This is a genomic window from Actinomyces weissii (assembly GCF_016598775.1).
Taxonomy (GTDB): Bacteria; Actinomycetota; Actinomycetes; order Actinomycetales; family Actinomycetaceae; genus Actinomyces; species Actinomyces weissii.
The window spans coordinates 806626-820078 of the sequence record NZ_CP066802.1 but is presented as its reverse complement, the minus strand read 5'-3'; the positions used below and the strand labels follow the sequence as shown (position 1 = coordinate 820078).

Sequence of the window (13453 nt, the reverse complement as noted above, 5' to 3'; positions counted from 1 at the left end):
TAGAAGCCCCCACACCGACTGCTGACGGCTCAACTACCCCGGAATCAAGCCGAAAGTCCCTCAGGCTCGACCCCGGGAAACATTTCTAATCCTCCACCAGTGACAAAATCCCCCCCACGCAGACGGCAGGAGGCCCAGCCACCAAGGACAAGACCGCCACCTAGGCGTTCCTGAGTAGGACCACGCCATGGGGAGCGGCTTCCAGACCGACTACGGCCAGGCCCTGCCAGGCCGGGCGGCTACAGCGCGGTGCCGGGGCGGATGGCGCCCGCGCGGGCGGCTATAGCGCAGCGCCGATCCCGGTGGTTCCAGCCCAGCGCCAGGGCGGGCGGTTACGGCGCGGTGCCGGGGTGGGCGGCTACAGCGCAGCGCCGAGCCCGGTGGTTCCAGCCCAGCGCCGGGGTGGGCAGCTACAGCACAGCACCGAGCCCGGAGGTTACCGCGCAGTGCTGGGGCGGATGGTGCCCGCGCGGCCCCAGGCAAGGTCCCGCACTCCACAGGCGCCAGTTGTCCTCACAGGAGATCGCATATCCACCAAGCAGCCCGGTCCCTGCTTCAGCACGGCGGAGAGTTAGCCCCGGAGGCGACGCTCAGCCCTTTAACGGCCCGCGCCGCCCCGCTGTCGGAAAGCAGAGGCGCCGGTGACAGGTACCGGCACAGGAAGGGGCGTCTGATGGAGCCACAGGCCACGGCCCTGGCCGAGGGTGCGGTCGACACCCTGCGTGCCTCCTGGCACCTGGCGGTGCTGGACGGGCCGGACGCAGGCGGGGTGGTACCGCTACGGGGTCGCGGCTGGTGCCGGCTGGGACGCCAGCACTTGCCAAACGACCTGCTGGTCTCACGCAACCACTTGGCCGCGCGCTGCGGCAGCAGCCGGGTGAGCTTCCGTGACCCCGGTTCCGCTAACGGTGTCCGCTTTGCCAGAGCCCGGCAGGCGCACACCGTCCACCGCACCCCACACAGAACCAGGCGCCTGCGCCGCGAGCGCCAGCTGTCTGCAGGGACGTGCCTGCGGCTGGGGGCGAGCACCTTGCAGCTGCGAAGGCGGCCCACCACCCTGGACCTGGCCACGCCCCACGAGGCCAGTGGGCGATCCTGGGGGACGCTGCTGCTGGGCCTGGTGCTGACGGCCACCCTAGGCACCTCCCTGGTGCTGATGGTGCTGCGTCCCCAGGGGCTGGGGGCTCGGTTGGGTCTGCTGACCGGGCTGCCCTTCATGGTCCTGATGGCGGTTCGGCTGCTGCCTGCGCTACGCGGTTCCCTGCGCGGTGGGGGTCCCCGGCAGGGGGTGGGCAGCGGGCGGGACCCAAGGCGTAGCGGACCAGGCCCCGGGGGCTGGGGGCGTCGCCCGGTTGGGCGCTTTACCGGTTCCCGAGCCAGGGCCACACGCAGGTCCCGGCGTCTGGTTCCCCAGCCCAGCCAGGTGCTGCTGCTGGTGGCAGCCCGCTCCCAAGGGGCTGGCTGGCCCGGCGGGAGCAGGGCGGACGGCCCGCAGGCCCCGGAGCTGGCGGCCTGGTTGGACGCGGCTGGGGCGCAGCCCTTGTTCCTCTCCGACGGCGACCGGGTGGCGCTGCACGGTCCTGCTTGTCGGGAGGCACTGGCTTGGTGGGTCGGGCAGGTGCTGGCCACCCAGGACGTGCAGGTGGAGGCTGTGGCCTCGGGGCTGCGCCTGCGCTGGGGGCGGCAGCGCGGACTGGTGGCCGGGGTAGCAACCGGGGTGTCGGCTGGGGCAGCATCTGGGCCATCCAGCAGCCCGGACAGCGGTTCCCAGTCCCCGGAGCCTGCGGCTGGTCCCCGGCCGGGCTGTGAGGCGCTGCTGCTGGCCGCCGCGGGGGCGGAGCTGCCTGCCAGCGCGCTACGGGTGGTGGAGGTGGTCTCTGCCCCGCCTAGGCTCGGTCCGGCCTGGTGGCCCGCGGTAGCCCAGCTGGCGGGCCTGCCGCCGGCGGTCGTCAAGAGCCTGCGCGCCCAGGCAGCCCACGACGGCGCTGATGCTGGCGGCGACCTGCCCGCCCGGCACCTGGACGACGTCGTGGAGGGCACCGACAGCGCTAGCGTGCGCGGCCGCTGGGCGCTGTACCCGGCAGGCTGCCCCAGCCTGCGGGCCCAGCTGGGCGGTTCCGCCACGGCGGGCGCGGAGGTGGACCTGGTGACTGACGGCCCCCACGCCCTGGTGGCGGGCACCACCGGCTCCGGCAAGTCCGAGCTGCTGCTGTCCTGGATCACCCAGCTGGCCCTGAGAGTGCCGCCAAGTGCCCTGTCCTTCGTGCTGGTGGACTACAAGGGCGGGGCCGCCTTCGGGCCCCTGGCCCACCTGCCGCACACGGCCGGGGTGCTCACGGACCTGGACGGGGCGGGCACCATCCGGGCCCTGGCCTCAATGGAGGCGGAGGTCCGGCGCCGCGAGCGCCTGCTGGCCCAGCACGGGGCCAAGGACCTGGCCGGGCTGCCCGCGCCGGAGGTACCGGCCCGCCTGGTGGTTGTCGTCGACGAGTTCGCGACCATGGCCAAGCAGCACCCGGAGGTGCTGGACACCCTGGTGCGGCTGGCCGCCCAGGGACGCAGCCTGGGCATACACCTGGTACTGGCCTCCCAGCGTCCCGGCGAGGGCCTGAGCCCAAGCATCCGGGCCAACACGAGCCTGCGCATCTGCCTGCGGGTGCTGGATCCGCAGGACTCCCGCGACCTGCTGGGCCACGACGGCGCCTTCCGGCTGCCCCGCCGTCCCGGCACCTTCCTCCTGGCCGGGGACCGCCAGCCCCACCGGGTACCTTGGTGCGGTGACGAGGCCGAGCTGGGCGCCCTGGTGCAGGCGGTGCAAGAGGCGGCTGCGGGCCTGCCCAGTCCTTGGCGGCCTTGGGCGGAGCCGCTGCCCGCCCGGCTGTGTCGCCCCGTCGGGCAGCCGCCCGATGCCGGGCGGGGGCTGCTGCTGGCGCGTACCGACCTGCCTGAGGAGCAGCGGCTGGGCTGGTGGCGCTGGCAGCCGGAACGTCCGCTGCTGGTGCTGGGCTCGGCGGGCTCGGGCCGGTCCACCGCCCTGGACTCAGCGTGCCTGGCCGCGCTGGGCGCCGGTATGACGGTGCACGTGGTAGGGACGCTCCCGGGGGTGCAGGAGCATACGGACGTCTGCGGGGAGCGCAGTAGCGTGGGCACAGTGGTCGGGCTGGACGACCCGCGCCGTCTGACCCGCCTGCTGCAGCTGGCAGCCGGTGGGGCGCTGGCTGGTGGGCTGCTGGCCGTGGACGACGTCGACCACGTGCTGGCGGCCGTGGACGAGCAGCTGGGCGGTGGGGAGGGGGTCAGCCTCCTGGGTGCCCTGCTGCGCGCGGCCCCGGCCTTCGGGACGGCACTGGTGCTCGCTGCCCCGCTCAGCGCCGCGACCACCCGCTGGGCAGGGTCCTTGGGGCTCAGTCTCGTGCTCGGGGCCAGCCAGCCCTTCCAGGCGGCCTCAGCCGGGCTGCCCCGAGGCGTGCTGACGGGGAAAGGGCCAGGTCGGGGCGTGCTGCTGGACAACGAGGAGCCGCTGGCCTGCCAGGTGCTGCTGCCAAATCCCTCCGAGACCCGCCCCGCCTGGCAAGGTGAGCGGCCAGGGCAGGGTGAGCAGGCAGTCCCGACGACGCAGGCCAGGCAGACAGGGCTGGACGGTCCCGGTCCGGGGCACCACAGTCGACCGGAGACGCCAGACACCTTGCAGCCCGCACCAGCCGCCGAGGACACGAGCCAGCATCCGCAGGCAGGAGAAGAAGGTCCCGGCCCGGGGCACTCCGGCTGGCGAGAGCGTTCGGAAGCCCCCCAGCCCGCGCCAGCCGCCGAGGCCACGAGCCAGCAGCAGGAGAGACCAGGGCTGTCCCGCCCGCCGGGCCCCCTGCGGCTGCTGCCCCTGCCGTCCCAGGTGCGGCTGCGCGAGCTGCCTGAAGGCAGCTGGGCGGTCGGTGGGGACTACGCCGCCCCCGTGGTGGCCTCGACCAAAGGCAGCGTGCTGGTGGTGGGCCCGGCGGGCTCGGGGCGCAGCACCACCCTGCGTGCCCTGGCCCAGGCTCTGGAGGGACGGGCACTGGTCTTCGACGACCTCGACCAGGCAGACAGCGAGCTCAGCCTGCAGGCAGAGCAGGCCATCAACCAGGGTGCCCGGGTGCTGGCCTCAGCCACCACCGAACGGGCCCTGGCCACCTACCGGGGTCCGGTGCACCTGCTGCGGGAGCGGGCAGAGCTGGTGGTGCTGTGGCCGGGGATCGGACCCAGCTCCCAGCTGGCGGGGCTGAACCTACGTGGGGCGGTGGACCCCCGCCGTCTCACCCTGCCCGGCCGGGGCGTGCTCGTGCGCAGAGGAACGGCTGTGCCCGTGCAGGTCGGCGTCCCGGACTGAGGCCGCCGTCTCCAGCAACAGTGCCGCCACGGCTGCTACCGACGCAAGGACAGGAGGCAGGAGCAGCAGCTGCGGCCGAGGTGGGACGACAGGCCTACATAACAATTTGGTCAAGTCAACCGAACAATTATCCCGGACCGCACCCGCCCCGGAACCAGCCCGCACCGACTTGTCCCAAGCGTCCCAGGGAATAGCCCCAGCCAGAGGAACAGCCGCCCCATCTGCTGTGACCAGCACCACCGGGGGTTGGTCGCAGGTCTCAGCCCTGGAGTCTTGTTAAGCCTGTGAGCGCGTGTGAAAGTTGTCCCGACGCGCCCGAGACGCCCACCCCAAGCCGTTCTCGTGGCAGCGATTCCTGAAGAACCGACCCGAAGGGATTCCCATGGACTGGCGTAGCAAGGCAGCATGTCTCAACGTCGACCCCGAGATCTTCTTCCCGATCGGTAACACCGGCCCGGCCATCGCCCAGATCACCCAGGCCAAGGCCGTGTGCGCCACCTGCGAGGTGGCCGAGACCTGCCTGAAGTGGGCCCTGGAGAACGGGCAGGACGCTGGCGTCTGGGGCGGCATGAGCGAGGACGAGCGCCGCTCCCTCAAGCGCCGTGCCGCCCGCGCCCGCCGCTCCTCCTGAGGCGACGCCCCCAGCCCCTGAGACCGCTCCAGGCCCCTGAGACCGCTCCAGGCCCCTGAACGGCCCTGACAGCCGACACTACCCCGTCGTCGCTATCCTCCACCACCGGCCCGGCAGCCAGCACCTGAGACCGCCAGCTAGCGCTCCAGCACCGTGGCCACGGCGTTAAGCCGTCTGCGACACCTTAAACAGGTCGCTACCGGTCCCGCTGACCGGCTGGCTCTCACTGGGCCTTGAGCCGGGCCCGGATCACGACGTCGGTGCCGCCACCCTCTGCCGGGAGCCAGTCGATGGTGCCGCGCAGCTCCCCCCGCACCAGCGTCTTGACTATCTGGGTGCCCAGGCCGGTCATGATCCTGCCCGCCTGCACCCCTTCGCCGTCGTCGATCACGTGCACCACCAGCTGGCCGTCCGCCTCCCGCTGGGCCCGCACCGTCACCTTACCGTCCCGGCCCGAGAAGCCGTGCTCCACGGCGTTCGTGACCAGCTCGGCCAGCACCGTGGCCAGGGCCTGCGCCGTGTCGGCGTCGATCGTGCCGAAGGACCCCTCAATGCTGGTGGCGACCTGGCCGGTGGGAGTGGCCACGGAGGCCGCCATCCGCAGGACCTGCCCAAAGACCTCGTCAAAGTCCACCTGCTCGTTCACGTTCTGGCTCAGCGCCTGGTGCACCGTGGCGATGGTCGCCACCCGCCGCTCCGCCTCAGCCAGCGCCTCCCGGGTCTCCTCGTTCGTGGCCCGGCGCCCCTGCATCCGCAGCAGGGCCGAGACCGTCTGCAGGTTGTTCTTGACCCGGTGGTGAATCTCCCGGATGGTGGCGTCCTTGTTCAGCAGCACCTGCTCGCGCTGGCGGATCTCCGTGACGTCCCGCACCAGCAGCAGGGCCCCAGAGCGCTGGGCACCGCTCCTCAGCGGCACCGCCCGCACCGCCAGGAACACGCCCCCGGCCTCCACCTCCGTGAGCCAGGCCTGCCGCCCCATCAGCACCACGGCCAGGGTCTCATCGACCTGGGTGCGCTCCGGGATGATCGTGGTGACCTCCTCCGCCAGCAGCAGGCCCTCCATGGCCCCCCGCACCCCGAGCCGGTGGAAGCAGGAGGTGGCGTTGGGGCTGCTGGAGACGACCCGTCCGTCAGCGTCCAGGCGGATGAAGCCGTCAGAGACCCGGGGGGTCCCGTGGCGCAGCGTGGTGCCCGCCCCCTGGATCGGGAAGCTGCCCTCAGCGACCATCCGGCACAGGTCCGCAGCCAAGGACTCCTGCGCCTCGTCCATCAGGCGCCCCGCCCGGATCGCTCCCACCGAGCTCTCCCGGGTCATGACCGCGATCACCTCACCCGCCATGCGCACCGGCACGTACTCCTCCAGCACCGAGGCCTGCCCGGTCCAGAAAGGCTCCGCGGACACCTGGATCTCGCCGGTGGTCAGCGCCTCCAGCAGGGCGGCCTCCCGGGCGGCTGGCAGCTTACGGCCCACGACGTCGTCCAGGTGGACGGTGGCCCCGGTGGACGGACGGCAGTGGCCGATAGCGATAAAACGGCGGGAACGGGACGGCACCCACAGCACCAGGTCAGCGACCGACAGGTCTGAGATCAGCTGCCAGTCGGCGACCAGCCGGTGGAGCCACTCCGTCTCCGCATGGGTGAGGTCAACGGTCCCACGGACGGCAGCAGGCAGAAAGATCGGCACGAAAAAAGAGTAGCGGCCCGGTGCGGGCCGCACGGCCCTCATCTCTCCTCATCTCTCCTGAATCACGCAACCATGGCAGGATCGTCCCCATGAGGACCAACCTGAAGATCAACTACCCAGCCGACGTCGACGCCGTGGTGGCGATGCTCTCCGACCCGGAGTTCCAGCGTGGCCGCACTGCGCGCCTCAAGCCGGAGAACCTGGACTGCCAGGTGGTTCCCGCCGGTGAGGGTTTCCGCGCGCAGGTCAGTGGGGCCGTGGCCCCTACCCGGCTGCCTGCGGTCGCCAGCAAGCTGATCCGCTCCGCCGTCTCCTTCTCCGTGACCGAGACCTGGTCCGGGCCTGCCGCCGACGGCGCGCGCACCGGTGACCTGGCAGTCTCCGTCAAGGGGGCCCCTGTGCAGGTCGGCGGCACCATGAAGATGCTCCCCGGCCAGGGCAGCACCACCGTGGAGCTGGACCTGGACCTGCGGGTGACCGTGCCCCTGGTGGGCAAGTCCCTGGAGGAGAAGGCCGTGGGCATGGCCGGGCACGTCGTGCGTGACGAGGAGCGCCGTGCCGCCGCCTACCTGCAGGCCAAGGCCTGAGGGGGCGGAGGCCTGAAGGCAGGCCTGCGGGCGGACACCTAAGTGGGGGCGAGGCCTGCGGGCGGAGACCTGAGGGGCGGATGGGGGCCACAGGTCAGACGAGAGCCACAGCCTAGGCTGGGGCCACAGGTCAGACGAGAGCCTGCGCCGCCGCCGGAGCGCACCCCGCCGGATAGGCCCACCGGACAGGCCCCACCAGGCCGCCCCCATCAGTCAGCACCTCCCACCGCGGTGATCTACACAGCAGTTCGTGGAAGCCGGCCAGTGCGCATGGCACGATCTGCCCATGAGCCACAACGAGGTCACCAACCCCACCCAGCAGACCACCAGCCCCGCACCCCGTGCGGCTGAGGGCACCCTGCCCGCCAACGCCGTCTGGGCGGAGCGTACCGGCACCCGCCAGTACCTGGGGCGCAACGACCGTGGCGCCACCGTGCGCATCGGCATGGGGCCCGGCGAGTTCTCCCCCGGCGAGCTGCTCAAGCTCGCCCTGGCCACCTGCAACTCCCTGTCCGCCGACCACCGCCTGTCCCGCGCCCTAGGGGCAGACTTCGACGCCAACGTGGTGTGCACCTCGGTCAAGCACGAGACCGAGGAGCGCTACGCCTCCTTCGCCGTCGAGCTGGTCACCGAGCTGAGCGGCCTGGACCCAGAGCAGCTGCGTCAGCTCAACGAGCACGTCGAGGGCGCTATCGACCGCCACTGCACCGTGGGGCACACCCTGGAGCACGACACGCCCTTCACCTTCGCCCTGCTGGACGACCCTGACGCCTGAGTACCCGAGGAGCACAGATGGCATCCAACATTGAGGCCGCGCTGGACAAGGCCCTGGCCGTCCCCGCCACCCGCGTCAGCGACCGGGTGGCCCGGATGCGGGCCGAGCACCCCTGGGCCACCACCGCCGAGCTGGAGGAGATGGCCGCCCGCCGCTTCCGCCGTGACGCCGGGCTCACCTCGGGGGCCGTCGGCGCCTCAGCCGCCCTGCCCGCCGTGGGCACCGGCGCCGCCACCGCCCTGACGGTCGGGCAGACCGGCGTGTTCCTGGCCGCCGCCGTCACCTACGTGCTCACGGTCGCTGAGCTGCACGGCCTGCGGGTGGTGGACCCTGAGCGACGACGCGCCCTGGTCCTGTCCGCGCTGCTGGGGCAGCAGGGGGCGGAGGCCATACAGGGGCAGCTAGGGCTGTCCACCCTGTTCTGGGCCGCGCAGATGCTCGCCCAGATGCCCCTGCCCACCGTCCGCTCCGTGAACACCCAGCTGGCCAAGCGCCTGGCCAAGCGGCACGCGGCCAAGGCCGGGGCCCTGGCCCTTGGGCGGCTGCTGCCCTTCGGTATCGGGGCCGTCATCGGCTGGAGCGGGGGACGGGCCCTGGCCAACCAGGTCATTGAAGGCACGACGGCGGCGCTCGGCCCCGCCAAGCTGCTGGAAGAGACCCCCGAGGTCATCACCGTCTGAGGACCTGCTGCTGCCCCAGCAGGTCAGTCAGGGTGGGCCTCATCTAGGGCCCTGAACCGGCCCTAGCCGGTTCCTGGCCCTCCGCCCCCGCCTGGGCAGCCCGCGCACGCCTTCAAGCGTAAAGGGCAGCCCCACCTGAGCAGCCCGTGCCTGGACGGCCCGGCCCGGGAGGCCCGCACCAGCCTCCCGGCCTAGGACCAGACCTGGCTATCCCCAGGCAGTAGGCGGCCGCGCCTGCTGCCTGGAGCGGGCTACGGCGTCGGGAGATGAGCAGCAGACCGTTCCCGACCAGCAGACGCCGTCCAGCGCGACGGCCAGACACGATAGCGTGGCACCCGTGAGCATGAATGAGCAGTACCCCGCCCTGGCCTCCCTGGGCCTGGTGCCACCCGACGGCGTCGACGTGTCCTACGAGGAGCTGCTGGCCGAGGTCCTCACCACAGGGGCGCCCAAGGGGGACCGCACCGGCACCGGCACGCGCTCGCTGTTCGCCCGCCAGCTGCGCTACGACCTGACTGCGGGCTTCCCCCGGGTCACCACCAAGTTCGTGGCCATGAAAGCGGTCAAGGGAGAGCTCCTGTGGTTCCTGCAAGGCAGCACCAACGTGCGCTGGCTGCAGGAGCGCGGCATCACCATCTGGGACGAGTGGGCCGACGCCGACGGCGAGCTCGGGCCGGTCTACGGGGCGCAGTGGCGTACCTGGCCGGCCCCCGACGGCGGGACGATAGACCAGCTCAAGGGGCTTATCGACACGCTGCGACGTGACCCGGACTCGCGACGCATGCTGGTGTCCGCCTGGAACGTCTCCGAGCTCGACCAGATGGCTCTGGCGCCCTGCCACGCCTTCTTCCAGTGCTACGTGGTGGACGGGCAGCTTAGCCTACAGGTCTACCAGCGCAGCGCCGACCTGTTCCTGGGGGTGCCCTTCAACCTGGCCTCCTACGCGTTGCTGACGCATATGCTCGCCCAGCAGGCCGGGCTGCAGGTGGGCGAGCTCATCTGGACCGGTGGGGACTGCCACATCTACGACAACCACGTGGAGCAGGTGCGCGAACAGCTCTCACGCGTGCCCGCCGCCTACCCCTTCCCGGTGCTGCGCCTGGAGCAGGCCGAGTCGATCGACGCCTACACCATGGAGGGCATCGACGCCTCGGAGGGATACCAGCACCACCCGGCGCTCAAGGCCCCGGTGGCCGTGTGAGCGCGCCGTTGGGCGCTAGGGCCGGGACCGAGGCGGGCGCAGGACCTAAAGGAACGGCTGCCAGCGCAGACCCCGACCGTGCGACAGCCGGCAACCCTGAGGAGGCGTTGGTGGGCCTACGCCTGAACCGCTCTGTGACGGCTGGCCCAGGGCGAAGGGCTGCAGGTGCCCCGGAGGGGCGCTCTGAGCAGGCGGCTGTTGGGGCCATCTGGGCGCAGGACCGTGGTGGCCTGCTCGGTGCCGACGGCGGGATGCTGTGGCGGGTCCCGGCTGACTTCCGCCACTTCAAGGCGGCCACGCTAGGAGGGGCGGTGATCATGGGGCGTACCACCTGGGACTCCCTGGGAGGCAGGCCCCTGCCCGGTCGCCTGAACATCGTGCTCTCCCGCCGCCCCGGCTGGCAGCCGAGGGTTAACGGCAAGGAGGACCAGGCCAGCGCGGGTGCGCCAACGCGTGCGGCCACGACCAGCCCGGCTGACAAGCCCGCAGGAGTGTCCGCTGCTGTAGCCACCTCCGTGCAGGTGGCGCGCGACCTACCGGGGGCGGTGCTGACGGCCGTGCGCGGCGTCGTCGGCCGGGGGCTGGCGGACCCGCGTGAGGGCACCTACCGGCAGCTGCCACGGGTCTGGGTGATTGGCGGCGGAAGCATCTACCGGCAGGCCCTGGAGGCCGGGCTGGTGGGTGAGCTGCTGGTGAGCAGGCTGGACCTGGACGTCAGCCGCAGGGCAGAGGCCTTGGAGGAGCACCAGGTGGTGCGGGCGCCGCTGGTAGACCTGACCCAGTGGCTGCCCGGCCCAATGATGGACCCAGCAGACCAGTGGCGCCCAGTGTCCGGGGACGCCGCCTGGCGAGTAGACCACTGGCAACACCCTTTCTCCCGCGAGACCGGGACATATGGCTCGCGAGACCGGTAAGGGTGCCCTTAGTTTGTGGATAGCTTGGGCTTGTCTCGCGGCTGAATCGTCCGCGACGGCGGGCGTCGTTGAAGCAGATGCTCTCAGGCAGGACAGGTTGACGTCGCACAGGGCAAGATGCGGCGACCAGTTCTCAGACGGTCAGTCTTGGTTGGGGTAGATCCAGTAGCTCCGGGCCTGTGGCGCAGCAGCCCGAGCGAGGACGGCACCTGGGAGCATGGTTCCAGGAAGCGCGCAGTCGGGCCGCATCCTGGTTGCGCACACGACCAGGAGACAACCAGAGGCGAGACAGGGACTTTCTCCTGCAAATGCAGGGAGTATCCCAAGGCGTGCTGTTACCCGACTGGTGCCTGCACCCCTGCAAAATATGCAACGGCGACGTCGGCGCGCACCTCACGCATCCCTGCCCACCGTCTGGGAACCAAGAACGTTGATATTCCAATACTTCTCTGGCAGGCCCGCCACCCCATGCGTGCAAGACGAGTCCGCCAATCCGCTGACATCACCGCCTGTGCGCCACCAGGCCCGGAGATACGCCCCCTGACCAACCTGCTCCCTAGGCGGGCGCCACAACATAGTTTCCGCAGCCTGCCCGGTCAGCGCCAGCCACCCGCGCCGACCATCTCTCCACCACGATCACACACCCTCCTGCCGACCGTCGCTACCGGCTACCTTGCAGACCGTCGTCAGCACCGTCCAGAGCATCTGCGCCGACGCAACCCATCCCACCCCTCAAAGTAAGGCTACCCTTACCGGTCTCGTGAGCCATATGTCCCGGTCTCGCGGTACATATGTCCCGGTCTCGCGAGGGAAGCGGGTGGGCGGATGGGGCTAGGGTGCTCGCGTGCCAGATGCCGATCGTCCTCCAAACGCCCAGCCGCACCTCCCCCACCCAGCCCAGGAGCAGGGCAGCGCTAAGCAGCCTCCCTCCCAGCACCGGTCCCCTAACCAGGAGCAGCACTCAGCCCAGCGTCAGCCCCCGGCCCAAAAGAGCCTCCTAGCCCCGGGCCGCAGCCTGCCGCGGACGGAACAGGGCGGGGCGCAGGCGGTACTGAGCTCAAACCGCACCCTGAAGGCCCTGCTGGTGGTGTGCCTGTTCACCTACGTCGGCCAGAACATGCTGAACGTGTCCATCGCCCCGCTGGCCCGGGCGCTACAGCTGCCCGAGTGGGTGGTGGGCCTGGCCGTCTCGCTGGCCGCCTTGGCGGTGACCCTGCTGTCGCAGTTCTGGGGTAGGCGCTCCATCTCCTGGGGGCGACGTCGGGTGCTGCTCACGGCCCTGAGCCTGGCCCTGGTAGCCGCCTGCCTGTTCTCCTCGGCGGTCTGGCTGCGGGCCGCCGGGGCCTGGGGAGCCACGCTGACCGCGGTGTCCATAGTGCTGGCTCGCGGCCCGTTCTTTGGTGGTGCCGTGGCGGCGATCCCACCCACCGGCCAGGCTCTGATAGCGCAGGCCACGGCCACCGAGTCCGCCCGGGTGCGGGGTATGTCCACCTTCTCGGGGGCGGTGCAGCTGTCCATCGTGGTGGGGTCGGTGGTCTCCTCACTGCTGGGCACCTGGTCGATCTACGCCCCGGTGCACGCCACTCCGGTGTTCGTGGTGATCGCCTTGCTGGTCGGATGGTTCGGTATCCCGCACGACGCCGTGCCCCAGGCAGCCGCCTCTCCGGCAATCAGCCCCCAGGCTGCCGGTTTCCGGGGGCGGGCCCGGCACAGGCAGACGGCGGCTGCCGCTCCCCCACCAGCGCAGCCGACCACGCCCCCGGCGCAGGAGACCGCGTCCCAGACGCTGGCAGGCGCGCCCCAGCCACAGGTGGCAGCACCCACGCTCCAGGCGCCTACCGCCGCGCCCTTGCCCCCCAAGGTCCGTTGGACCGACCGGCGGGTGCTGCCCTGGATCGGGTCCGCCTTCGGGATGTTCTTCACCGCGGGCGTGGTGCAGATCATCACCGGCTTTATCGTGCAGGACCGCCTGGCGCTCAGCTCGGAGCAGGCTGTGCCGCTGACTGCGGTGATGCTGCTGGCCAATGCCGCGGGGGCGATGCTGTCCCAGCTGGTGATGGTGCCGCGCCTGGGCTGGGGGCCGCGCCGTCTGGTGCGCGTCGGGGGCCTGGTGGCGCTGCTGGCACTGGCCTGCCTGACCGTGGCCAGCCAGCTGTGGTTCCTGGCCCTGGCTACCTTCCTGGTCGGCCTTGGTGGGGGAATGGTCGGGCCTGGCTTCACCGCTGGCGGCTCCTTGGCAGTGAGCGCGCAGGAGCAGGGCGGGGTGGCCGGGGTGCTGAACGCAACCGGTGCCTCTACCTGGATCTTCGCCCCCGTGCTGGCCACCGCCCTGTACGGCTGGTGGCCGCTGGCTCCCTTCCTGCTGGCCCTGGTGGTGCTGACGCTGAGCGTCGCGGTCGCCTGGAGCCCGGTCCTGGCCAAGGGACGACGGCGCACCACCGTCCCCTGACCCGCCAGCGAGCCGGTCGGCTCGGCCCTTCATCCGGATCAGCCGCCAGCCAGCAAGCCCCCTGATCCGGCCAACCGACCACCCAAGCAGCCGCCAGACAGAAAGCCCACCAACCGGCTCAGCCCCTTAACCGACCACTCAGCCCCTCATCAGACCGACAGTCCCCTGA

The 13453-nt window shown here is 71.4% G+C and carries 9 protein-coding genes; 8 read left to right on the top strand and 1 reads right to left on the bottom strand.

Going from position 1 to position 13453, the window contains the following annotated elements:
• Nucleotides 1-673: 673 nt before the first annotated feature.
• Both JG540_RS03330 and JG540_RS03325 read left to right on the top strand, forming a co-directional pair.
• Complete coding sequence (locus JG540_RS03330) at nt 674-4363, top strand: FHA domain-containing protein (RefSeq protein WP_234042887.1); 3690 nt, start codon at nt 674-676, stop codon at nt 4361-4363.
• A 382-nt stretch (nt 4364-4745) separates the two neighbouring features.
• On the top strand, nt 4746-4994 hold the full coding sequence (locus tag JG540_RS03325) for a WhiB family transcriptional regulator (protein WP_200277214.1): 249 nt from the start codon (nt 4746-4748) through the stop codon (nt 4992-4994).
• Nucleotides 4995-5217: 223 nt separating this feature from the next.
• Here JG540_RS03325 and JG540_RS03320 read toward each other — a convergent pair whose 3' ends face one another.
• Nucleotides 5218-6678 carry a sensor histidine kinase gene (locus JG540_RS03320; protein WP_200277211.1) on the bottom strand — a complete coding sequence of 487 codons (1461 nt, stop codon included), beginning with the start codon at nt 6676-6678 and terminating at the stop codon, nt 5218-5220.
• Nucleotides 6679-6767: 89 nt separating this feature from the next.
• Between JG540_RS03320 and JG540_RS03315 the strand changes: the two genes are divergently transcribed.
• The 6 genes from JG540_RS03315 (at nt 6768) to JG540_RS03290 (ending at nt 13284) form a co-directional block, all read left to right on the top strand.
• Complete coding sequence (locus JG540_RS03315) at nt 6768-7265, top strand: DUF2505 domain-containing protein (protein ID WP_200277208.1); 498 nt, start codon at nt 6768-6770, stop codon at nt 7263-7265.
• A 286-nt stretch (nt 7266-7551) separates the two neighbouring features.
• Complete coding sequence (locus JG540_RS03310; RefSeq protein WP_200277205.1) at nt 7552-8040, top strand: OsmC family protein; 489 nt, start codon at nt 7552-7554, stop codon at nt 8038-8040.
• Nucleotides 8041-8057: 17 nt separating this feature from the next.
• Nucleotides 8058-8720, top strand: coding sequence for a hypothetical protein (locus tag JG540_RS03305; RefSeq protein WP_234042886.1), 663 nt, complete (start codon nt 8058-8060; stop codon nt 8718-8720).
• Between the two features lie 343 nt (nt 8721-9063).
• A complete protein-coding gene (locus tag JG540_RS03300) occupies nt 9064-9921 on the top strand; it encodes a thymidylate synthase (protein WP_200278048.1) in 858 nt (285 codons plus the stop codon).
• A 110-nt stretch (nt 9922-10031) separates the two neighbouring features.
• Complete coding sequence (locus tag JG540_RS03295; protein WP_407648341.1) at nt 10032-10835, top strand: dihydrofolate reductase; 804 nt, start codon at nt 10032-10034, stop codon at nt 10833-10835.
• Nucleotides 10836-11952: 1117 nt separating this feature from the next.
• On the top strand, nt 11953-13284 hold the full coding sequence (locus JG540_RS03290; protein WP_200278044.1) for an MFS transporter: 1332 nt from the start codon (nt 11953-11955) through the stop codon (nt 13282-13284).
• Nucleotides 13285-13453: the final 169 nt, after the last annotated feature.

Excerpts from the sequence above, each read along its gene's own strand:
- JG540_RS03300 (WP_200278048.1), top strand. The coding sequence starts at position 9,064 with ATGAATGAGCAGTACCCCGCCCTGGCCTCCCTGGGCCTGGTGCCACCC.
- JG540_RS03325 (WP_200277214.1), top strand. The coding sequence starts at position 4,746 with ATGGACTGGCGTAGCAAGGCAGCATGTCTCAACGTCGACCCCGAGATC.
- JG540_RS03305 (WP_234042886.1), top strand. The coding sequence starts at position 8,058 with ATGGCATCCAACATTGAGGCCGCGCTGGACAAGGCCCTGGCCGTCCCC.
- JG540_RS03330 (WP_234042887.1), top strand. The coding sequence starts at position 674 with ATGGAGCCACAGGCCACGGCCCTGGCCGAGGGTGCGGTCGACACCCTG.
- JG540_RS03290 (WP_200278044.1), top strand. The coding sequence starts at position 11,953 with ATGCTGAACGTGTCCATCGCCCCGCTGGCCCGGGCGCTACAGCTGCCC.
- JG540_RS03310 (WP_200277205.1), top strand. The coding sequence starts at position 7,552 with ATGAGCCACAACGAGGTCACCAACCCCACCCAGCAGACCACCAGCCCC.
- JG540_RS03315 (WP_200277208.1), top strand. The coding sequence starts at position 6,768 with ATGAGGACCAACCTGAAGATCAACTACCCAGCCGACGTCGACGCCGTG.